Source organism: Geobacillus sp. Y412MC52 (genome assembly GCF_000174795.2).
Lineage (GTDB): Bacteria > Bacillota > Bacilli > Bacillales > Anoxybacillaceae > Geobacillus > Geobacillus thermoleovorans.
Genome location: NC_014915.1, coordinates 1071239 through 1093891, shown reverse-complemented (window position 1 = coordinate 1093891; position 22653 = coordinate 1071239). Strand labels below are relative to the sequence as shown.

The 22653-nt window shown below is 53.3% G+C and carries 19 protein-coding genes and 2 pseudogenes; 4 read left to right on the top strand and 17 right to left on the bottom strand.

Annotation, left to right across the window (positions count from 1 at the left end):
• Window positions 1-55 precede the first annotated feature (55 nt).
• From GYMC52_RS19210 to GYMC52_RS05495, 7 genes and pseudogenes are all read right to left on the bottom strand, one after another.
• Window positions 56-336: pseudogene (locus GYMC52_RS19210) on the bottom strand (helix-turn-helix domain-containing protein); the annotation flags it as partial.
• 103 nt (window positions 337-439) lie between these two features.
• Window positions 440-1132, bottom strand: a complete 693-nt coding sequence (pgmB, locus tag GYMC52_RS05520; protein ID WP_013145810.1) for a beta-phosphoglucomutase — start codon at window positions 1130-1132, stop codon at window positions 440-442.
• A 130-nt stretch (window positions 1133-1262) separates the two neighbouring features.
• Entirely contained in the window at window positions 1263-2483 is a 1221-nt protein-coding gene (locus GYMC52_RS05515; RefSeq protein ID WP_013145811.1) for an MFS transporter, read from the bottom strand.
• 57 nt (window positions 2484-2540) lie between these two features.
• Complete coding sequence (locus tag GYMC52_RS05510) at window positions 2541-2996, bottom strand: GNAT family N-acetyltransferase (protein WP_013145812.1); 456 nt, start codon at window positions 2994-2996, stop codon at window positions 2541-2543.
• Window positions 2997-3072: 76 nt separating this feature from the next.
• A complete protein-coding gene (locus tag GYMC52_RS20325; protein WP_083777780.1) occupies window positions 3073-3588 on the bottom strand; it encodes a hypothetical protein in 516 nt (171 codons plus the stop codon).
• Window positions 3589-3685: 97 nt separating this feature from the next.
• Window positions 3686-4921, bottom strand: a complete 1236-nt coding sequence (locus GYMC52_RS05500; protein ID WP_013145813.1) for an ATP-grasp domain-containing protein — start codon at window positions 4919-4921, stop codon at window positions 3686-3688.
• 4 nt (window positions 4922-4925) lie between these two features.
• On the bottom strand, window positions 4926-5933 hold the full coding sequence (locus tag GYMC52_RS05495; RefSeq protein ID WP_013145814.1) for a peptidogalycan biosysnthesis protein: 1008 nt from the start codon (window positions 5931-5933) through the stop codon (window positions 4926-4928).
• Window positions 5934-6134: 201 nt separating this feature from the next.
• Between GYMC52_RS05495 and GYMC52_RS05490 the strand changes: the two genes are divergently transcribed.
• The 4 genes and pseudogenes from GYMC52_RS05490 (at window position 6135) to GYMC52_RS05480 (ending at window position 10662) form a co-directional block, all read left to right on the top strand.
• Window positions 6135-7322, top strand: coding sequence for an IS701 family transposase (locus tag GYMC52_RS05490; protein ID WP_013523356.1), 1188 nt, complete (start codon window positions 6135-6137; stop codon window positions 7320-7322).
• 187 nt (window positions 7323-7509) lie between these two features.
• Window positions 7510-8388: an IS982 family transposase gene (locus GYMC52_RS05485; protein ID WP_013523355.1), complete on the top strand. Its 879-nt coding sequence runs from the start codon at window positions 7510-7512 to the stop codon at window positions 8386-8388.
• A gap of 284 nt (window positions 8389-8672) precedes the next feature.
• Window positions 8673-8907: pseudogene (locus GYMC52_RS19945) on the top strand (DUF6431 domain-containing protein); the annotation flags it as partial.
• Window positions 8908-9003: 96 nt separating this feature from the next.
• Window positions 9004-10662, top strand: a complete 1659-nt coding sequence (locus GYMC52_RS05480) for an IS1634 family transposase (protein ID WP_013523354.1) — start codon at window positions 9004-9006, stop codon at window positions 10660-10662.
• A 184-nt stretch (window positions 10663-10846) separates the two neighbouring features.
• Here GYMC52_RS05480 and pyrE read toward each other — a convergent pair whose 3' ends face one another.
• The 10 genes from pyrE to pyrR form a co-directional block, all read right to left on the bottom strand.
• Window positions 10847-11470, bottom strand: coding sequence for an orotate phosphoribosyltransferase (pyrE, locus tag GYMC52_RS05475; protein WP_013523353.1), 624 nt, complete (start codon window positions 11468-11470; stop codon window positions 10847-10849).
• Complete coding sequence (gene pyrF / locus GYMC52_RS05470) at window positions 11467-12186, bottom strand: orotidine-5'-phosphate decarboxylase (RefSeq protein WP_013523352.1); 720 nt, start codon at window positions 12184-12186, stop codon at window positions 11467-11469. Before pyrF ends, pyrE begins: the two co-directional genes overlap by 4 nt.
• Window positions 12158-13099, bottom strand: coding sequence for a dihydroorotate dehydrogenase (locus GYMC52_RS05465; RefSeq protein WP_013523351.1), 942 nt, complete (start codon window positions 13097-13099; stop codon window positions 12158-12160). The genes pyrF and GYMC52_RS05465 overlap by 29 nt, the downstream gene beginning before the upstream one ends.
• Entirely contained in the window at window positions 13096-13869 is a 774-nt protein-coding gene (locus tag GYMC52_RS05460; protein ID WP_013523350.1) for a dihydroorotate dehydrogenase electron transfer subunit, read from the bottom strand. Before GYMC52_RS05460 ends, GYMC52_RS05465 begins: the two co-directional genes overlap by 4 nt.
• A complete protein-coding gene (carB, locus tag GYMC52_RS05455) occupies window positions 13866-17063 on the bottom strand; it encodes a carbamoyl-phosphate synthase large subunit (RefSeq protein ID WP_013523349.1) in 3198 nt (1065 codons plus the stop codon). The genes GYMC52_RS05460 and carB overlap by 4 nt, the downstream gene beginning before the upstream one ends.
• Window positions 17056-18150, bottom strand: coding sequence for a carbamoyl phosphate synthase small subunit (locus tag GYMC52_RS05450; RefSeq protein WP_013523348.1), 1095 nt, complete (start codon window positions 18148-18150; stop codon window positions 17056-17058). The genes carB and GYMC52_RS05450 overlap by 8 nt, the downstream gene beginning before the upstream one ends.
• Before the next feature lie 2 nt (window positions 18151-18152).
• A complete protein-coding gene (locus tag GYMC52_RS05445; protein WP_013523347.1) occupies window positions 18153-19439 on the bottom strand; it encodes a dihydroorotase in 1287 nt (428 codons plus the stop codon).
• A complete protein-coding gene (locus GYMC52_RS05440) occupies window positions 19402-20328 on the bottom strand; it encodes an aspartate carbamoyltransferase catalytic subunit (RefSeq protein ID WP_013523346.1) in 927 nt (308 codons plus the stop codon). The genes GYMC52_RS05445 and GYMC52_RS05440 overlap by 38 nt, the downstream gene beginning before the upstream one ends.
• Window positions 20329-20493: 165 nt before the next feature.
• Entirely contained in the window at window positions 20494-21792 is a 1299-nt protein-coding gene (locus tag GYMC52_RS05435) for a solute carrier family 23 protein (RefSeq protein ID WP_011230648.1), read from the bottom strand.
• Between the two features lie 156 nt (window positions 21793-21948).
• Window positions 21949-22488, bottom strand: coding sequence for a bifunctional pyr operon transcriptional regulator/uracil phosphoribosyltransferase PyrR (gene pyrR / locus GYMC52_RS05430; protein ID WP_011230647.1), 540 nt, complete (start codon window positions 22486-22488; stop codon window positions 21949-21951).
• Window positions 22489-22653 lie beyond the last annotated feature (165 nt).

Here is a 22653-nt window from a genome sequence, read left to right as displayed (position 1 = left end):
AAAACAAAATAAAAAATCCTTTCTTTACTACCCTGTTAGGGTGCGAAATGCGAGTAGTAAAGTATGAGAGGGTAGTGGGAATGTCCCCCTGCTTGGTGAGTTGTTCGTAGAATAGGGTCACGGGCATGGTGGGATGTTCCTTCCTCAATGCTGGAATATGATCCTCATCATCGGGGGACAGACGTCTGGAGCGGCCGCGGTCCGAACGGCGCTTCGGCTTCAAGGCGTCGAAGCCCCTTTTTTGTATCGGGCGCACCAATCCAGAATCGTCTTCGCCGCAATGGGTTTGTCCCCTTGATGGGGAATCGAGTACACTCGCCCGCCCACCTCATTCAAGTTGAACATACGACTATTTCAAGCGAATGAATGGGGCATACCTGCTTCTTAAGTACGAAAAAGGGCGGTGCTAGAGAGTGTTTCGATACACCGCCCAGACACCTCAAAGTCGTATGGAAGTTATTTTTCCGTTATCTATAACTTCGATCAGTTTTTCGAGTGTGTCGATAGTCCAAGTGGGGGGAACATTTCCTTGATATTCGCGTCCAACGTACAGCACTCGCATCCCGGCTCTTACAGCTGCCTCTACACCCGCTGTAGAGTCTTCAACAACAACACAATCGGCTGGAGCAACGTTGATTAGTTGTGCAACTTGCAAAAAAAGATTTGGAGCAGGTTTTGACGGAACTTTCGACGGATCTGCTATAGCGTCAAAGTAAGAAGTAAGCTGGAGACGGTCAAGGATAAATAAAGCGTTACGGGTGCTTGAACCCAACGCAATTTTAACACCTGATTCCCTCAAGCGTTTGATGAGCGGTATAACACCAGGGAAAATGTGCCTAGGCTCAAGCCCATTGATATATTCAAGAAAGTATTTGTTCTTGCGTGTAGCCAGAACTTGCTTTGCCTCCTCGTCTACCTTGAGATTAGCCCAATTAAGCAAAATGTTTAGAGAGCTCATTCTGTCAACACCTTTGGTTCGTTCAAGCACCTCTTTTGGACAAATAACTCCCAACTCTTCGATTACCCTTTTCCATGCTTGTAGGTGATACTTTGCAGTATCTACAATAACACCATCCAGGTCAAAAATTACACCCTTAACACCGTCAAGGTCAAAAATTACATCCTTCACCATCGAGAGCTTGCCCCCTTAAACGATTTTCCTCGTGTTCAATGCACTTTATCGTTTATTCTCCTGTCTAAAAGGAATAGCAAGAAGAAGCTCACGATTCAGGCCACAGCACAGCAAAACGATTCAAGCTGGGTTAAGTAGTACTACGATATTCATCTAGCGACCGCAGCAAGGGCAATGAAGCCAAAGAGATTATAGCGATCCCCAACCCACCCCCAATCAGCAACGACAAAATCCCATATTGTTCGACAATAACTGTACCAAAAAAAGCACCAAGAGGCTCCGCCGCTTGAACAACCACCAAGGCGAAAGATAATGCCCGCCCTTGCAAGTGCTTTGGTATAGCACTTACTAGTAGAGCAATGGCAAATGCGTTAAAAACAGCCGTAGCAAGTCCGGTACCTGCCCTGAGTGCGACCGCAACAGGCAAACTTGGAAACAAACCGAGTGCGATCTGAAAAACTCCCCACAAGAATAGCGAGAACATCATCGGTTTCCTTTGCTGCGAAAAATTCCCCTTAAAAATTCCCAACACAATGCCTGCCAAATATCCCGCCGAAAAAGACGATTGTAAGATCCCTAAGCCCATGGCGTTAGTTTTTACATGTTCAACACCATAAGGAATAATTGTTGGTGCAATGGCGGCAGAAGTTAGGTTTGCTACTGAAACAATGAGTAATAAAATCAACAATGATCGATGTGTTTTGTAAAAAGAGATTCCTTCGACCAATTCAGCTAAGTAAGCACGGTCTGTGTTATGGTGGGAGACGATTTGGCTGGGTACACCAACAGACCGAGGCAGGAGAATTATACATAGAGCAGAAATAGCAAAAGTCAAAGCATTAATCCCAAAACCAGACGCCGCTCCTGCAAAGCTCAACAATACTCCTGCCAGAGCTGCCCCGAGTAGTTGAGCACCTTGCAAGGAACTTTGCAAGATTGAGTTCGCTCGAACCATCTCCTTACTGTGCACTATCGAAGAAAGCACTGCAATACCTGACGGATAGAAAAGCGCAGCACTGGCTCCACCAATAATGGCAATTGCATATAAATGCCATAATTGAAGTTTACCTAACAAAACTATAGATGTTAAGGTAGCAAAGGCTACAAACCGCACGAAGTCCATACAAAACATCAAATATCTCCGGTCAACCCGATCAACAAGAGGAGAACCGAGTATTCGAACTACTATCTCTGGGATCACAAATGCAATATAGAGGTTTCCCATAGCCACTTGTGAACCGGTAATATTGTATACGGTCCATCCCATGAATAAACTTGCGATGCTGTCACCAACAGAACTGACAGCCTGAGCAACCCATAGAAACCAGTAATAGCGGTTCAGGTAAGCCATACCATTAGGCACTCCTATTCCTGATAAACTCCCTGGATGTCTCCTTCTATGTTTTCGCTAAGACAGACGCTTTGCGAAAATCAGAAAATCCTCACCATCGCTCCAATAGTCCCGTAGATAGCCTTCAAGAACAAAACCATTAGCTTTGTGGAAGGCAATCGCCGCCTCGTGTTCTGACTCGTTCCCTACATCGAGATAAACCTTTCGACAGCCCAAACGCCGAAGTTCTTCCTCAATATGACCATATAACTTAGTAGCAATTCCTCGTCGTTGCCATATGGGATCTACAAATAGCCATATTGCCCAATAAATGTCTTGCACACCCCACCGATCCTTCTCATAGCCCATTACTCCCACCACATGTCTGTTCTCTTCTGCAACAAAAAAACGAGCCGTTTCTTTACGATGCCCCTCTGAGATATCGCACCGGGCCAAATCAGCAAGTGTTGGATTATTTGCAGCCACTATCTCTACTACCCTTTCAAGATCTTCTTCTTTCATCTCCCTAATCATCACGCCTATCACCTCACCAGAGCCTTAATGATTCATCTTTCTGATTTTACATACGAAGAAGAAGCCCTCCATATACTCACTCACTTGGCAACACCCGCAATGCTTTGGAGAGGTCCGGGTGATACTTCTTTTCTCCCCATAATGTAAGACCAGATTGAGAACGGACTTCAATTTGAATTTCTTCTACACGGGCTGGATAATTCCTAAGCAAATAGTCAACTGGTTCCTCCTTTTCTTCCGGTGCAAAAGTACACGTGGAGTAGACCAAAATTTCACCTGGCCGCAGAAGCTTAAACGACGAGATGAGCATTTTTTTCTGAAGCCTGCTAAATTTGCGAATGCGATGTTCAGACCAGAAGCGAAGAGCTCGAGGTCTCCTGAGATCGATACGCCCTTCGCCACTGCACTGAACATCAAGTAAGATTCGGTCAAACTGTCGAGTTACGAATTTATCAATATACTGACCCGGATAGTTTGTTATTTCCGTCACGAAACAACGGTAGATCGCACAAACCTCCCGAAAACGTAATAGACGGGGTTTTATGGCATCGTTTAACAACAATTCAGCTTTATTGTTAACAAGTGCAGCAATAGTTTCCTCTTTTGCTTCTCAAATTTTTGGAGTAGCGGGCGCTGTGCTATTATTGAGGTCATGAAGCTCACCTCACCTCTGAATATCATTTCGAACATTAAGACACCGGTTCAATTTCTATTGACAAATGTTTCAAGGCATTCCTAGCTGACTTCAGTGCTCCAAGAGGATCTGAGTGCTCCGTCATAACAAAAGCTAATCCCAACCAACCAGGAGCCACGCGTTCTCCTATCTTGACTCGTAGCTCTCCGTGTACAACATTTGGCGCTGTCAACATTTCTTCAAATCCATGTACGCTCCTTACTATTCCTTCATACGGTGGAACGTACCAATCAAGGCAAACTGCACTACTTTTGGTGAAACGGAGATCTGGCTTTTCACCAAGAGCCAGCTTCAAACTGGCTTCAGCAAGATCAACCCCAAAAGCTTGGCGAACCATAAGCGGGACCAGACCACCCCCAAGTCGTGGATTAAATTCCAATAAACGCGGACCTTCTGGTGTCAATTTATATTCGACATGGACGGCGCCTAAATGGATAGGAAGAGCCTCGGCTAGTTTACTTGACATCAAAACGATTTCCCTATAGGTCTTCTCGGTAACTGGAGCCGGCAGAAAATAATCTTTGTAGTGAATACGGAGCGCTCTACCTCCGCGGGATGAATGATATTGATGCGCCTCTGTTATCGTAATTGGAAATAATTGTCCTTCAATGATCATACCCTCAAGACTTAGTACGCGTCCTTCGTCTCGGAGGTATTCCTCAACAATGACCTGACCGGGAGAAACGGGACTGCTTAAGCTTGCCTCGAAGGCTGCCCGCCAAGCAATTTCAATATCCTCCAAACGTTCCACTTTGGAAGCTCCCTCGGCTGACGAGCTAGCAATCGGTTTAATTACTACCGGGAGACCAATCTGGTTAACAGCTGACTTAAGTTCATCGAAAGAATTTGCTCTCCTATAGTTAGGGTTAGGAAGACCAATCTCCCGAAGACATTCACGGGTTTCCCACTTGTCAAGGGCTCTCCGCACACCTTTTGGGGATGGCCCGGGAAGCCTTAGGTATTGTGCAACGATGGCACTCAATTCGACAAGTTCGTCCTCGTGAGTAAAAACACCGTCCACACCCCATCTACGTCCATATGTTGCGATTGTTTCCGCCCATTGTACCGGGTTTTGATAGAGATCTGGAAGGATGAGTTTATCCAACACCACCTCAGGAGTTGGACGATCCCGATCCATTACCAGCAATACATTGACGCCCATACGAGCAGCGGCTTCTAACACATACCCTCTCCACTCTGAGCTCCAGTCCAAAATCAATAACTTACGCACCTTATTACACCACCTTGTGTAAATGTAATTTACCAAGAAAAGGTGCCTGAAAATCGCTAATACGCACCCCAAGATTCCGGTAGAAAAGATGTCCTTCAAGACTTAAATCGGACATACCTTCCTCACTATATCCCAGGCAAAACACCGGATCATCAAGCTTGGAAAACGATATAATTCTCTCCAAAACGTCGGAACTGTCCTCTCCATAAATCTGAGCCGGTATAGGGCGAAATCCGATTCGCCACTTAAAGCTGTACAACCCGACACTAACCACATGTCCGTAGAGATTCGGATCCACACCAAGGCTGGATATGGAATATCCAAGCTCCCGGGCTGTACGCAACAACAGGAAGTAAAGATAACGTGAAAGTTCAACAGAACCCATATAATTCGGGTCGGTTGCACTATACACTACCCTAAGCATGTTCATGTCGTTTCTACGAAGACAGAGGGTTCCGCCAATCATCTGAGATCCATCATAGATAAATAGGCCGACAAATTTTTCCGGCTGAGTTATAAACACATGGCGATCCGCCTCTGCTATGAGCAAACCTCGCTTCATTTCCCTAACACGATTTCTGTAGAGTTCGTACCATTTATCAATAGTTTTTATCTCTAACCCATCTTCTACCACAACTTTAAAGCGAGACTCCACAATATTAACGGCCTTTCGGGTACGCTGGCGTTGTTTTTTGCTCAAAATCGCAAGATACTCTTCATCCGACTGGTAAGATGGGCATATCCAAAGCAACCAACTCGGTTTATAAATAAATCCATTACACGCAAGCTGGCGGCGCTGCTCCAAGTTTGGATTATAGATACGGAGGATATCGTAGGAACCCATCTTTTCTGAAGTATTCATCCTATTTAATTTGTCGTAAATATCAGAGCCATAGAAGGATAGAAGGACAAGATCCATAAAGTGTTCACGTCGCACGCTACCCTCAAGCTCTAAGGCTTCTTTCCTTTCAGTGTAAGGGGTTTCTATAGTAATTTCAGGGATTGCAATCATGGAAAGATGACCACTCCTTCATTATCATTTAGTCAAAGCCGACTTCTCAAGAAAACGACAAAGACGAAAAACAATTTCTTTACTGTAGATGAGCAAATTCACTAACATAAATTGACAACCAAACAAAAAAGGAGACATGAACCCGACTCCTTGGTTAAAATAGATGTGCTAACCAACCATTCACAAGGAGGTTCATGTCTCATGAATAGATTAGCACATCATCAAGGAATCCACAAGTTTTTCTTCGCATTGGGGTTGGCATTGCATTTCTCGAAGCCGGTTCTGAAGCATCTCGTTCATATCGTCGATGCCTTGACCACCAAGGGATTCTCGGGAACGCTGACGGATCTCCATCACTGGAGTTTTCATCCCAATCATCGAACAACGCTCAGCCATTTTTTCACGAAAAGCCCTTGGGATGAAGAGACGTTGCTTCGCAAACTCCAGCAATGGATCCTTCATCGCATCAAGCGAATCGCCAAACGGGAGAATCAACCCCTTTTTGTTTCGATTGATGATGCCATTTGCCAAAAAACGAAGCCTTCGTCACGGGCTGCACACGCCATTCAAGGGTGTGATTGGCATTTCTCTCACAAAGATCATCAATCGGTCTGGGGGCATTCGCTCGTTTGGCTGATGGTGCACACCATGACTCAGGCATTCCCGTTCGCGTTTCGTCTTTATGATAAGACGGCGGGAACAAGCAAAGTCGACCTAGCGATGGAGATGCTTTCTTCGCTCAAAGTGAAGCGGGCTCAGCCGGTGTATGTGCTCATGGATTCGTGGTATCCGTCCAAAAAGCTCATTGAAGCCTGCTTGAAACAGGGATTCCATGTCATCGCCATGCTCAAGACGAACCGGATTCTCTACCCGAAAGGCATCGCCATCCAAGCCAAGCAGTTCGCCCGCTATGTCGAGTCCGAAGACACCCGCCTCGTCACGGTGGGTCAGGAGCGTTATCGCGTGTATCGCTATGAGGGGGCGATCCATGGCCTCGATGACGCGGTGGTGCTGCTGGCTTGGAAGGCGGATCAGCCGATGGCGCCGGAACATCTCCATGTCGTCTTGAGCACCGATCGGGAGCTCGGGGACGAAGACATCTTGCGTTACTATGCTCAGCGTTGGACGATCGAGTGCTTTTTCCGGCAGGCGAAAGATCAACTGAAGCTGGATGGATACCGCGTTCGCCACATTCGGGCGGTGAAACGGTATTGGGCGGTGGTGCTCTCCTCCTGCGTGTACAGCATAGCGGAATCCCAGCAAGACCTCTCCACCGGATTGGAGCTTCTTCGATCGCGGAAAGGCCACAGCGTCGTCGAGTTCATTTATAACGCCGCGAATCAAGAGATTCCCATTGATGTGATCAAAAAACAGCTCCATGTCGCCTAAGGGGTACCCTGTTTGTCTCTCTAACCATGGAAATTATTATAATGAAAAATGCTCATCTACAGTTCTGCTATTTATTTCGACCTGACCCGCGGTGCTAGATAAACTTGATCAAGCATAAAAATAGCCCTTGCCTGGCGGATCTCCTGTAGAATGAAAGTGTGACCTACCATTCGAAAGGAGAATCCCCATGCAAGAGCACTTTCATTTTACTACAGATCGGGCCAAGATTCAAAAGCAATATGCCGCCATTTTCGTTTTTGTTTCTGCCCAACTTTCATGCATTCAGGTGCATCTTCATCGTCGAAATCGCCATTTGGTCAAGCAAGAGGACGCTGTCATCATCGCCATTCATCTTTTAGGAAAGCTGCTCGGTTTTACTTCTGAACGGGCATGGCATCGTTTTGTCACGGAAAATTTGTTCACAAACGGCTCGTTTCTCGAACGTTCCCGGTACAACCGCCGTTGTCTGACGCTTGACTTCGCCATCAAATGGATCCGCCATGAGCTGGAAAAACGTGGCCAACATCATGCCTATGCTGTCGTGGACAGCTTGCCGCTCCCATTGTGCCATACGGCAAGAATGCATCGCGTCAAACGGTTTCAAGAGATCGCCGACATCGGGTATTGCACTTCCAAAAAACAATGGTACTACGGGTTGAAGCTGCACCTTCAAGTGACCGATCAAGGGCTGCCGATGGGGTATGTGGTGACGGAAGCATCTTACCACGATCGAATCGCAGCCGAAAGCGTTATGACCCAAATTCCTCACCCCTATCACTTCGGGGACAAAGGATTCATCAGCCGTGACTTGCAAAAAAGGCTGTACGAAGAATACCAAATGGCGCTTTGGACTCCGTCTCGAAAAAACCAGAAACATCGTGCGTCTGAGACATGGGAGCAGTGGATCCAACAAAAACGCAAAGGGATCGAGACGGTGTTCTCGGTTCTGGTTGACCACTATCGCATCACTGAGATCCGAGCCAATTCGATCATCGGATTTGAAGTGGCGTTAGACGGTATATTGTTAGCCTATTCCCTGGTTACACTTGGGCTAGTTGAGCGCTAAAGCTCAACTAGCACCACGGGTGACCTGATCTAAAAATATTCCTGTCTTAGTTAACATAGAACCGCCTCCTGAAATCACTTAATATTTCCTTTATTGTAAATAATAACACTAATTGTTTTTTGATTCAACTGTAAATTATCATTATTATTTCAGCACAAAACGCCCATTTTTTTGCACATTCTTTCAGAAAGCCCTCTCCCCTTTTCTGAAGGAATGTGCTAAATTTTTTGTGAATTGTTTCGGACGAAGATTTCCATTCGTTTCAAGGAGAGGGGAGAGGAAGTGTGATCCAGTTTCACGACTTTGGCATTGACATTCAAACGTATACGGATCGTGGGAAAGAGAACGATTTTCCCGACGTGAACCAATGCCCCCCACTGTCCATCCCGCCGCCCCTTGCATCGTCACGGATACGACCAACGCTATGTGTTGACGGCAGAGGGGGAGTATCACCTTTGGATCGCACGATATCGCTGTCAAGAATGCCGTAAAACCTTGAGTGTGCTGCCTTCTTTCCTCACATTTCGCACCCTTTCGACGAAAATCAGGAGGATTTTTTGTTCCGATGTCGAATGAATCCTTGACATACAAGGAACGTAAAGGAGTTTTTCTTTCATGAATGTGAAAGTCAAAGGGGTCTATCGTAATGGTTATTTGAATATCATAAGTGTTCTAGTCAAAAAACTCGACATCCCCCACTTGATTGACCATCTTGTGCCCGTCGATCCACAGTGCCAAACGCGAGTCAGCGATGCCGTTCAAGCCATCCTTTACCATCTATTTGACGGCCGGCAAGCCCTGGTTCACTTAGAACGATGGGCTCAGGAGATCGATCTAGAGAAACTCATCCGTCCCGGTCTCCAGCCTTCCTGGTTGAACGACGATGCCTTGGCCCGTCATCTCGACCGCTTGTATGAGGCCGATATTCACAAGGTCATCAGCACTTGCTTGATTCACATTTATCGCAAAGAAGGCCTTTCCCTCCGAGCCTTTCACGCTGATACGACGGACAAGACGGTTTACGGAGCGTATGAGTCGGCCTCATTAGAGGCTTTGCAGATCACACATGGCTATAACCGCCATCATCGTTGGCAAAAACCAATCGGCTTCGGACTGGTCGGCAACGAGGATGGCATCCCGTTTTACGGCGATGTGCATGACGGCAATCTATCGGATAAGGCGTGGAATCCTGAGGTGCTGTCGCGGATCCACGAACAGTTCAAACAAGCCAAGATCGACGACGAATGGATTTACGTGGCCGATTCCGCCGCGATGACGAAAGACACCTTGGCGCAGACAAAAGCCGCCCGTGCCTTTTTGATCACCAGAGGCCCTTCGTCGCTTCGGATCGTGAAACAGGCGCTCGCAGAGGCCGATTCGCCTCACATCCCGTGGAGCGAACCCTTTACCCTGGCGGAGAGAAACGGCGCCACGCATCGGGTATGGGAAACGGCCTCGACCTATGAAGGCCACCCGGTTCGGCTGATCGTCGTCGAATCGAGCGCGCTCGACCAGCGCAAAGGAAAGACGCTCGAAAAAGAGCGGGTCAAAGAAGCGGAGCTTCTTCGCGAGGAACAAGTCCGTTGGGAGCGCCACCCCTTCTCCTGCCGGGAAGACGCCGAACAAGCCTTGACCTCCCTCAAGGCGTCCCTTCGCCCTCGGTTTCATCGAGTGGAGGCCGCGGTCGAAGAGATCGTGCGTCCGAAAAAACGGCGAGGACGGCCGAAAAAAGGGGCGGAACCCGAGACGGAGACGCTGTACACCCTTCGCCTAAACGTCGAATTCGACCAACAGGCATGGGAACAGGCAAGACGGAAAGCGTCCCGGTTTGTCCTCGTCACGACCGTTCCGAAGGAATGGAAGGGCCAACAAATGGATGCCCAAGAGATCTTGAAGCTGTATAAAGGGCAAATCTCGGTGGAAATGAATTTCGCTTTTTTGAAAGATCCGTTTTTCACGGATGAGATTTATGTCAAAAAACCAGAACGGGTCGCCGTATTGGGCTATCTATTTCTCTTGGCCTTGGCGATTTACCGCGTTTTTCAGCGCCGGGTGCGTCAGTTCATCACACCAGAACGCCCGTTAAAGGGCGCGGGAGGCCGCAAGCTGACCCGGCCAACGGGACAGGTGATTTTTCAGCTGTTTCAATATGTGAACGTCATCCTGCTGGAGCTGCCAGACGGGCGCATCCAACGCGCACTCGATCGCTCCCTCAACCCGGATCAGCGAAGGATTCTGCAGGGATTGGGCATGGATGAGAGCATCTACGTCTAACATGATACAGAACGACTAGCGATGGTAAAAAAAGGATTGCCATCGCTCGTTGTGTTGGTCGGAAAGTTATTCTAAAAAACGAAATAAAAAATTCTTTCTTTCAGCCCTGCTAGGGTGCGAAATGTGAGGTGAAATTTCATCAAAAAGGGGCTTTTGAGTCAGCCCCTTTTCGCTTGCGTTGATGTTAGTTCCCCCACTTCTCCGGATTCTCCCGCCATTTTCGCAATGTCGCCAGATCGTGTTCGCTGACGGCACCAAGGCGGACGGCCGTTTCGATGAGGGTGTTGTAGTCCGTAAGCGTGTAGGCAGGCAAATTCTCTGCGGCAAACGCCTGTTTCGCTTTTTCGAGCCCGTATGTGAAGATGGCGGCGACGCCAAGCACTTCGCAGCCCGCCTCTTTCAAGGCGCGGACGGCCGCAAGCGAGCTGCCGCCCGTCGAGATCAAGTCTTCGATAACGACCACGCGCTGGCCCGGTTCGGCTTTGCCTTCGATTTGTTTTCCTTTGCCGTGCGCTTTCGCCTGGCTGCGGACGTAGCACATCGGCAGATCAAGCCGCTCGCTCACCCAGGCGGCGTGCGGGATGCCGGCGGTCGCCGTGCCAGCGATGAGATCCGCTTCCGGGAAATGGGTGCGGATGAGTTCGGCGAGGCCGTCGGCGATCGTGCGGCGCACGTCGGGGTAAGCGAGCGTCAGGCGGTTGTCGCAATAAATTGGCGATTTCAAACCCGAGGACCAGGTGAACGGCTCGCTCGGCTGCAGGGCGACCGCCCCGATTTCAAGCAATTTGGCGGCGATGTCGTGTTTCATTCTCTCTCTCCTCCGTTCCATTCGTGCTGCAAGCGATTGTACGCTTCAAGCGGATCGGCGGCGCGGGTGAGGCTGCGGCCGACGACGATGTAGTCGGCGCCAAGCTCACGCGCTTTCCTTGGGGTGACGACGCGCACTTGATCGTGCGCCGCATCATCAGCAAAGCGGATACCGGGGGTGACGGCAAGGAACGAGGCGCCGCACCGTTCTTTGATGAGCGGCGCTTCGTTCGCTGAACAGACGACGCCGTCAAGGCCGCTTTCTTTCGCCAAGGCGGCATAATGGGCGACTGTTTCCACAAGCGGGCGGGAAATCCACAGCTCCTCATGAAGCATTCGCTCGTCCGTGCTTGTCAGCTGGGTGACAGCGATGCAGCGCGGCCGCATTCTTCCGCTTGGCGTGCCGGCGTCAAGCCCCTCGATCGCCGCTTCCATCATGCGCCGGCCGCCGGCGGCGTGGACGTTCACCAAATCGGCGCCGACACGGGCGAGCCCTTTCATCGCCTGTTTCACCGTATTCGGAATGTCGTGCAGTTTTAAGTCTAAAAAGACGGCATGTCCTTGTTCTTTGAGAAACGCGACGATGGCTGGACCTTCCTGATAGTACAGCTCCATGCCGACTTTGACGAACAGCGGCGTTCCGGCAAACGGCCGCAAAAACCGCTCCACCTCTTGTTTTGATGGGAAATCAAGCGCGACAATGAACGGCGTGTGCACCGGTCTTCCAGCTCCTTCCTATGCATTCGGAAATGTGGCCGATCCCGAGGTCGTCCAACAGCGCCGGCAGGTCGGCGATGATCGTCGGGCAGACGAATGGATCGACGAAGTTGGCCGTTCCGACCGCAACCGCGCTCGCGCCGGCGTAGAAAAACTCGAGCACGTCTTCCGCCGTTTGAATGCCGCCCATGCCGATGATCGGAATCGACACCGCCTGGCTCACTTCATAAATCATGCGAATGGCGATTGGCTTGACCGCCGGGCCGGATAAGCCCCCGGTGCCGTTGGCCAAAATCGGCCGGCCTGTTTTCACGTCGATGCGCATGCCAACGAGCGTGTTGATCATCGTCAAGCCATCGGCGCCCGCTTGTTCAATGGCCTTCGCCATCGCGACGATGTCGGTGACGTTCGGAGACAGCTTCACGTACACCGGCACGGCGGACACTTCTTTGACAAGCCGCGTCAGTTCCGCAGCCACGTCCGGCACGGTGCCAAACGCAATCCCGCCTTTTTTCACGTTTGGGCAGGAAATGTTGAGCTCTAACGCATGGACATTGGGCGCTTTGGAAATCGCTTCGGCTACCTCGACGTACTCTTCCACCGTCGAGCCAGCGATATTGGCGATGATCGGTACGTCAAACTGTTCAAGCCACGGCAGTTCTTCTTCGAGCACTTTGTCAAGGCCGGGGTTTTGCAAGCCGATGGCGTTTAACATCCCGCCCGGCGTTTCTGCCACCCTTGGTGTCGGATTGCCAAAGCGCGGCTCTTTTGTCGTCGCCTTGATCATAATGGCGCCTAACACGCTTAAATCGTAAAACCGGGCGTACTCGCGGCCAAACCCGAAACAGCCAGACGCCGGCATGATCGGGTTTTTGAGCGAAAGACCCGGCAGTTCAACGGCAAGCCGGTTCATAGCACCACCTCCCCGGCCCGAAACACCGGACCGTCGCTGCATACTTTTTTATACGCCGTCTCGCTCCCTGACACATGGCAGACGCAGGCGAAACACGCCCCGACGCCGCAGCCCATCCGCTCCTCGAGCGACAAGTACACCGGCCGGTTCGGAAACCGTTCCGCAAGCGCCCGAAGCATCGGCTTCGGGCCGCAGGCGTATAAGACGTCAAACTCGAGCGAGCGCGCTTCGATCACATCGGTGACGCGCCCGACCGTTCCGTGCGAGCCGTCATCGGTCGCGACATGCGTCTCGCCGAACGCGGCAAATTCTTCTTCGTAAAAGACCGCCGCTTTCGTTTGAAACCCGAGCACGCTCACCACTTTGACGCCGCGCTTTGTGAGCTGTTTCGCCAGTTCATAGAGCGGCGGGACGCCGATGCCGCCGCCGACTAGCAGCGCCCGGCTGCCCGCCGGCGCGGCCTCGAGCGGAAAGCCGTTGCCGAGCGGGCCGAGCACATCGACCGTGTCGCCCGGCTGTTTTTGCGTAAGGAGCGCCGTGCCTTTCCCTTCCTGGCGGTAAATGATCGTGCATTGCCCCTGCTTGTGGTCGATATGGCAAAGGCTGAGCGGGCGGCGCAGGAGCGGATCGGCGGATGCGGCCACTTTCACATGAACAAACTGGCCCGGCTGTTTCATCTCTTGCACGAGGCGGCCGGAAAGCGTCAATTCATACGTCCGCTCGGCGATCAGCCGCTGGCTTGCGACCGTCATTCGTTCGCGGCCGATCATGACCGCACCAGCCCTTCCGTCATCGCCGTCGTTGAAAATGTCATCGATTCGAGCACTTGCAGCATCGCCCGGGCCGTATCGAGCGACGTCAAGCACGGGATGCCGTTTTCGACCGCTTCGCGGCGGATGCGGAAGCCGTCGCTTTCCGGCTGCTTTCCTTTCGTCAGCGTATTGATGACGACTTGCGCCTTCCCTTGGCGGATGACATCCAAAATGTTCGGCGACGCCGAGTGGATTTTATTGACGACCGTCACCGGAATGCCGGCCGCTTTCAATGTTTCCGCCGTGCCGTTCGTCGCCAACAGCTGGTAGCCGATGTCGGCAAAGCGGCGCGCCAGGTCGACCGCTTCTTCTTTATCTTTGTCGGCCACCGTCAACAGCACTGCTCCATGCGGCTGGATATGGATGCCCGAGGCGACAAGCCCCTTATAGAGCGCTTTTTCAAACGTCACGTCCTTGCCGATCACTTCGCCGGTCGACTTCATTTCCGGGCCGAGCGAAATGTCGACGTTGCGCAATTTCGCAAACGAGAACACCGGCACTTTCACGTACACGCCGGAGCGCACCGGGCAGACGCCGGTTGTGTAGCCCATGTCGGCGAGCTTCGCCCCTAAAATGGCTTTCGTGGCGAGATTCGCCATCGGCACGCCGGTGATTTTGCTTAAAAACGGCACCGTGCGGCTTGAGCGCGGGTTCACTTCCAAGACATAGACGTCGCTTCCCGAGACGACAAACTGGATGTTCAACAGCCCGACAATATGCAGCCCGCGCGCCAGTCGGATCGTGTAATCCGCGATCTTGTCGATCACTTCCGCGCTTAATGTCTGGGGCGGGTAGACGGCGATCGAGTCGCCGGAATGGACGCCGGCCCGCTCGATATGTTCCATGATCCCGGGGATGACGACCGTCTCGCCGTCGGCGATGGCATCGACTTCGACTTCCTTGCCAGTGATGTAGCGGTCAACAAGCACTGGGTGCTGTGGATTGACGCGCACGGCGTGTTCCATGTAATGAAGCAGCTCGCCGCGATTGTACACGATTTCCATCGCCCGGCCGCCGAGCACGTACGAAGGACGGACGAGCACCGGGTAGCCGATCTCCTCGGCGATGGCGACCGCTTCTTCGACCGAAACGGCGGTTTTGCCGGCCGGTTTGGGAATGCCGAGTTCCGAGAGCGCCTGTTCAAATTTGTCGCGGTCTTCGGCGCGGTCCAAATCTTCAAGCGTCGTCCCAAGCAAGCGGACGCCGCGCGCCTCGAGTTCCGCCGCCAAGTTGATGGCCGTCTGACCGCCGAATTGGACGATGACGCCGACCGGCTGCTCGAGGTCGATGACATGCATCACGTCTTCGGCCGTCAGCGGTTCGAAATACAGTTTGTCCGATGTGCTGAAGTCGGTCGAGACCGTTTCCGGGTTGTTGTTGATGATGATCGCCTCATAACCGGCCTGCTTAATGGCCCAGACGCAATGGACGGTCGCATAGTCAAATTCGATCCCTTGGCCGATGCGGATCGGGCCGGAGCCAAGCACGACGACGCTCGGTTTTTCCGTCACGATCGATTCGTTTTCTTCCTCGTACGTGCTGTAGTAGTACGGCGTTTCCGACGTGAATTCGGCTGCGCACGTATCGACCATTTTGTACACCGGCATGATGCCGTGTTGGCGGCGCAGCGCGTAAATGTCGCGCTCCGTTTTGTTCCATAACGCCGCTATCGCCGCATCGGAGAAGCCGAGCGCTTTCGCTTTCTTTAACACGTCAAGGTCGCCCGGGTGGTTTTTCAAGACCGTTTCCATCTCGATGATGTTCTGGATTTTATGCAGGAAAAAGCGGTCGATTTGGCTCCATTCATGCAGCGTCTCCACCGTCACCCCGCGGCGGAGCGCCTCGGCGATGTAAAAGAGCCGCTCATCGCCCGCCTTGCGGATCCGTTTTTCGATCACGTCGTCGGCGGCCGTTTTCGCCTCGTTCAATTCCAGATGATGCACTCCGATCTCGAGCGAACGAACGGCTTTTAACAGCGATTCTTCGAACGTCCGGCCGATCGCCATCACTTCGCCGGTCGCTTTCATTTGCGTGCCAAGGCGGCGGTTCGCCGATTCAAATTTGTCAAACGGAAAGCGCGGAATTTTCGTCACCACATAATCAAGCGCCGGCTCGAAGCAGGCGTACGTTTTCCCGGTGACCGGGTTGATCATTTCGTCAAGCGTCAACCCGACGGCGATTTTCGCCGCCAGTTTCGCGATCGGATACCCCGTCGCTTTTGACGCCAGCGCCGACGAGCGGCTGACGCGCGGGTTCACTTCAATGACGTAATAGCGGAAGCTGTCTGGGTCAAGCGCCAGCTGGACGTTGCAGCCGCCTTCTATGCCAAGGGCGCGGATGATTTTCAAGGACGCGTTCCGCAAAAGCTGATATTCGCGGTCGCTTAACGTCTGGCTCGGGGCGACGACGATCGAATCGCCCGTATGAATGCCGACCGGGTCGATGTTTTCCATGTTGCAGACGACAATCGCGTTGTCATTGGCGTCGCGCATCACTTCGTATTCAATCTCCTTGTAGCCGGCGATGCTCCGCTCGAGCAAGCATTGGTGCACCGGGCTCATCTTCAATCCGGTTGAGACGATTTCAATAAGCTCTTCTTCGTTCGTGCAAATGCCGCCGCCCGTGCCGCCGAGCGTGAACGCCGGGCGGACGATGACCGGATAGCCGATTTGTTCGACAAAGGCGTATGCCTCTTCCAAGCTGTGAATAATCGCGCTTTCCGGCACCGGCTCGCCAAGCTCGTTCATGAGGGCGCGAAACTGTTCGCGGTCTTCCGCCTTTTCGATCGCCTCGAGCTTCGTGCCGAGAATTTCCACGCCGCACTCCTCGAGCACGCCGGCTTTGGCGAGCTCAACCGCCAAGTTGAGGCCGGTCTGGCCGCCAAGCGTCGGCAAAATCGCGTCCGGCCGCTCTTTGCGGATGATGCGGGCGACAAAATCGAGCGTCAGCGGCTCCATATAGACTTTATCGGCGATTTCCGTATCGGTCATGATCGTCGCCGGGTTTGAGTTCACCAGAATGACTTTGTATCCTTCTTCTTTTAGGGCTAAGCACGCTTGCGTCCCTGCGTAGTCGAACTCGGCCGCCTGGCCGATGACGATCGGCCCCGAGCCGATGACTAAAATCGTTTCAATGTCGCGGCGTTTAGGCATGGATGACTTCCCCTTTCTTGTTGAACTCGCGGATGAGCGCCAAAAACTCGTCAAACAACGGATTCGCATCTTCCGGGCCCGGCGAGGCTTCCGGATGGTATTGCACCGTAAACGCCGGAACGTCCAAATGACGGAGCCCTTCGACCGTGCCGTCATTTAAGGCGATATGCGTCACCTCAAGCCGGGTGCCAGAAAGCGACTCGTGCGTGACGGTATAGCCATGGTTTTGCGACGTGATGGCGACTTTGCCGGTGCGCAAGTCTTTGACCGGATGGTTCGAGCCGCGATGGCCGAATTTCATTTTCTCCGTATTCGCGCCGCACGCCAACGCGAACAGCTGATGGCCGAGGCAGATGCCAAAGAGCGGCACTTTGCCGAGAATCCCGCGGATCATCTCGATCGCTTCCGGCACGTCTTTCGGGTCGCCCGGTCCATTGGAAAGCATGACCCCATCCGGATGCCAGCCGAGCACCTCTTCAGCGGTGGCGTTGTACGGCAAGACGATCACATCGCAATTTCGCTTGTTCAGTTCGCGCAAAATGCCGTGTTTCATCCCAAAGTCGATCAAGACGATGCGCTCGCCTCGCCCCGGGCTTGGGTAGGCGCTTTTCGTTGAGACGCGCCGCACTTGGTCGCGCGGCCACTCCATCGCCCGCAGCTTGGCTGCTGCTTCCGCCGGATCGACATCTAGCCCACAGATCATCCCTTTTAACGTTCCGTATTGGCGGATGAGGCGCGTCAGTTTGCGCGTGTCGATGCCGGAAAGGCCAGGGATGCCTTTTTCTTTCAAATACTCGTCCAACGTCAGTTCTCCGCGCCAGTTGGACGGCTTCACGCACGCTTCTTTGACGATGAACCCGTGCACATGCGGGCGGATCGCTTCAAAGTCGTCGCGGTTAATGCCGTAGTTGCCGATCAACGGATACGTCATCGTCACGATTTGCCCGCAATACGACGGGTCGGTCAAAATTTCTTGATATCCAGTCATCCCAGTGTTAAAGACGACTTCCCCGATCGTCTCTTTCAAGCTGCCAAACGCTTCGCCGACAAAAAACGAACCATCTTCTAAAATCAGCTGCCGTTTCATCTTTACGCCCTTCCTTTCTCCCATACGAGTGTTCCGCCAACGAACGTCATCACCGGCCAGCCTTGGCACACCCAGCCGGCAAACGGCGTATTTTTCCCTTTGGACGCGAACGTCTCGGGATCAATCGCTTCTTCTGTTTCCAAATCAATGACCGCAATATCCGCCGGCGCCCCGACGGCAAGCCGCCCGGCCTTGAGGCCAAAACATTGCGCCGGCTTGATCGTCAGCCAATCGACAAGTTGCTGTAACGTAAAGATGCCGGTTTTGACAAAATGCGTATATAAGAGCGGAAACGCCGTTTCCAATCCAACGATGCCAAACGGCGCCGCCTCGATGCCTTTCGCTTTTTCCGCGGCTGTATGCGGCGCGTGGTCGGTGGCGATAAAGTCGATCGTGCCGTCGAGCAGTCCTTCAATTAATGCGTCACGGTCCTCTCGGCTGCGCAGCGGCGGGTTCATTTTGTAGTTCGCGTCCAACCCCGGAATGTCTTCATCGCACAAGAGCAGATGGTGCGGCGTCACTTCGGCGGTGACGCGGATGCCGGCCCGCTTCGCGTCGCGGACGACGCGCACCGATTCTTTCGTGCTGATATGGCAGACGTGATAATGGCATCCGGCTGCCTCGGCAAGCAAGACGTCGCGGGCGATGTGCACCGCCTCGCAGACGGATGGAATGCCGCGAAGTCCATAGCGCCGGGCGAACTCGCCGTCATGCACCGCTCCGCCGTTTGTCAGCGTGTCGTCCTCGCAATGGGCAACGATCGCCATATCGAGCGCCGCCGCCTGTTTCATCGCTTCAAACATCATCCCGGCCGACTGGACGCCGACGCCGTCATCGGTAAAGGCGAACGCCCCTGCTTCTTTTAGCGCCGCAAAATCGGTCAGCTCTTCCCCTTTTTGTCCAATCGTGATCGCCGCGTACGGAAGCACGTTGACGCGCGCCGTTTCGCGGATGCGGGCTTGCAGCCATTCCATCTGCTCTTTCCGATCCGGCGCTGGGTTCGTGTTCGGCATGGCGGCAACCGTCGCAAATCCGCCTTTCGCCGCGGCGAGCGTGCCCGTTTCAATCGTTTCTTTCGCTTCGCCGCCCGGTTCGCGCAAATGAACGTGCAAGTCGATCAGGCCAGGAACGATGAGACGGCCGCCAACGTCGATAACGTCCTCCTCATTCGCTTCCAGCGGCTGTTCATAGAGGATCGCTGCAATGGTTCCGTGTTCGATTTTGATATGTGTCCGCATCAATTCCCCATCTTTATTGAACGACATGCCATTTTTCAGCCATACGCCCATGCTCCATTCTCCCTTCCATTGCCCGTTTTAAGACAGCCATCCGCACGTAGACGCCGTTTTCCATTTGTTTAAAAATGCGCGATGCCTTCGCTTCGACAAGTTCGCTTGCGATTTCGACCCCGCGGTTGACCGGCGCCGGGTGCAAGATGATGGCGCCCGATTTCATCCGCCGCGCCCGCTCAAGCGTCAGCCCGTACCGCGCATGGTACTCTTCTTTTGTCAGCCCCATCGTTTCCGCATGGCGTTCATGTTGGATGCGCAAAAGCATCACGACATCGGCGCGGGCGATGGCCTCATCGATGTCGACGTACGTCCCGTACGGATTCGTTTCATCTTTCCACTCCGCCGGTCCGGAAAACAGGACGTTTGCCCCCAGCCTTGTCAACACTTCCGCATTGGAGCGGGCGACGCGGCTATGACGGATGTCGCCGATGATCGCCACCGTCAAGCCAGTGAAGGCGCCAAACTCTTGGCGGATCGTCAATAAATCCAAGAGCGACTGGGTCGGATGGTGCCCGCAGCCGTCACCGGCGTTGATGATCGGAATGCCGACCGCATGGCGGAGCGCTTCGAAATACGCATCTTCGTGATGGCGGATGACAACCGCATCGACGCCGATCGCCTCAAGCGTCCGTACGGTATCGTACAGCGTCTCCCCTTTTTGCACGCTCGAGCGTTCCGGGTCAAATGGAATGACATGAAGCCCAAGCTTCCGTTCCGCCATCTCGAAGCTGCATTTCGTGCGCGTGCTCGGTTCGAAAAACAAGTTGGCGACGTACATCGGCGCCGCCGGGCGCCAGATGCGCCCGCTGCGGAACGCTTCCGCTTCATCGAGCAAACGGTGGATTTCATCAAGCGGCAGTTCACTTAATGCGAAAAGATGGGTCATCGGTCTCGCTCCTTTTCGTTTTTTCGCGAAAAAAACACCTTGCCGGCCAGGCAAGGTGTGACGATCGGCGCATGGCAGGGCCGAAGGTGCACTCCGGCCCTGGATGCGCCTGTTTTCACACCTTTTTAAGCCTCGCGGGACTTAATTAAAAGGTGCTTTCTCCTATTAGGCGACATGGTCGCTCTGGTTTTCTTCAAATAGGTTTTCCGCGGCTTGTGGACGCCCCGGCAAAATCAAGTTGAGGAGGACGCCGACAATGGCCGAGAGCGCCATCCCGGTAATTTGGAAGCTGTCGCTGATTTTCAGCACCGCTCCGCCGATGCCGATGACCAAGATGACGGAAGCGATGACTAAATTGCGCGTCTGGCCGAAATCGACGCGGCTGTCGATCAACATGCGCAGTCCGGACGAGGCGATGATGCCAAACAGCAAGATCGACACACCGCCCATGACCGGCGTCGGAATCGAGCTGATCAGCGCCGTGATTTTGCCGACGAAGCCGAAAGCGATCGCGATGACCGCCGCGCCGGCCAGCACGTAGACACTGTAGACGCGGGTGATCGCCAGCACACCGATGTTTTCCCCGTACGTCGTCTTCGGCGGACCGCCAAGCAAGGCGGAGATCATCGTCGCCGTTCCGTCCCCTAAAATCGAGCGGTGCAGCCCCGGTTTTTGAATGAGGTCGCGGCCGACGACTTTGCTTAAGACGAGCTGGTGGCCGATATGCTCGGACAAGGTGACGATCGCCACCGGCACCATGAGCATGACGATCTCCCATGTGACGCGCACCGGATAATCGGCAAACGGGATCAAGAAATCCGGCCATTCGAACCATTTCGCCGCCGCCACTTTCGACAAATCGACGAGCCCGACCGCCAACGCGTAGAGATAGCCGACGACAATGCCGACAAGCACCGGAATCAAGCTCAACATGCCGCGCGCGAGCACGGAGCAGACGATCGTGGCCGCGAGCGTCACGAGCGCCACCGAGAAATGGAGCAAGCTGTATTTGCCGTCCGGGCCGTTCATCGCCATCCCGACCGCCGTCCCGGCCAAGCCGAGGCCGATGACGATGATGACCGGGCCGACCACAACCGGCGGCAACAGTTTCATCACCCAGCGGTAGCCGGCTTTTTTAATGATGAGGGCGACAACCCCGTACACCAATCCGGCGAGGAAGCTGCCGATCATGGCCGCTCCCGGGCCGCCAGCCGTTTTCGCCGCGATGATCGGCGCAATGTAGGCGAACGACGAGCCAAGATACGCCGGCACTTGCCATTTCGTAATGAGCAAAAACGCCAATGTTCCGAGCCCGCTTGTCAGCAAGGCGATCGACGGATCTAAGCCGACTAAGTACGGCACTAAAATCGTCGCCCCGAACATGGCGAATAAATGCTGAAGGCTTAGCGTGATCCATTGCCCAACAGTCGGGCGGTCTTGAATGTCCAACACCGGTTTGTTCATCTTTCGTCACTCCTTTTGTAAAATGAGCCAACTTGTTTTTTAGTGTGCACAAAAACACCCTCTTTGCCCATAAAGGCGCAAAGAGGGTGCAGAAACAGCCGAAACGATTCCGCCCCTTTTGCAGCCTCACGGGACTGCGCTTAAAAGGGTGCTTCGCTATTTTTCATGAATGGAGACTTGATCGATGCCGTCCACTTCCGAAAGCTCCACGACGATCAGTTCCGAACGAGAGGTCGGCACGTTTTTGCCGACGAAATCAGCGCGGATCGGGAGTTCCCTGTGGCCGCGGTCAACAAGCACGGCGAGCTGGATGCGCGCCGGGCGGCCCAAATCCATGACCGCATCCATCGCCGCCCGCACCGTCCGGCCGGTAAAGAGCACATCATCAACTAAAATGACATTCCGCTCGGTCACCGGAAACGGCACATTCGTTCCTTTCACAAGCGGTTCATGGTCGTCCGTCTTCACGGTCAAATCGTCGCGGTACAAGGTGATGTCAAGCTCACCGACGGGAACGGACGCCCCTTCAATTTGCTCGATCCGCTCCGCCAAGCGGCGCGCCAAGTAAATGCCGCGCGTTTTAATTCCGACAAGCACGCAGCCGTCAATGCCTTTGTTTCGTTCGATGATTTCGTGGGCGATGCGCGTCAAAGCGCGGCGAATCGCCTGTTCGTCCATCACGACCGCCTTTTGCATACAAGCCACCTCCGTTGGCACAAAAAATCCCCCGCCTGTGAAGCGGGGGATGGCGCGCTTATCGCCAAACAAGATGGGCATACATCGCCCTTCTTTGTCATTCCGACCCCTTTTCAGCCTCACAGGACTGAACTTAAAGGTTCCTGTTCACCTGTTTTCATTGTA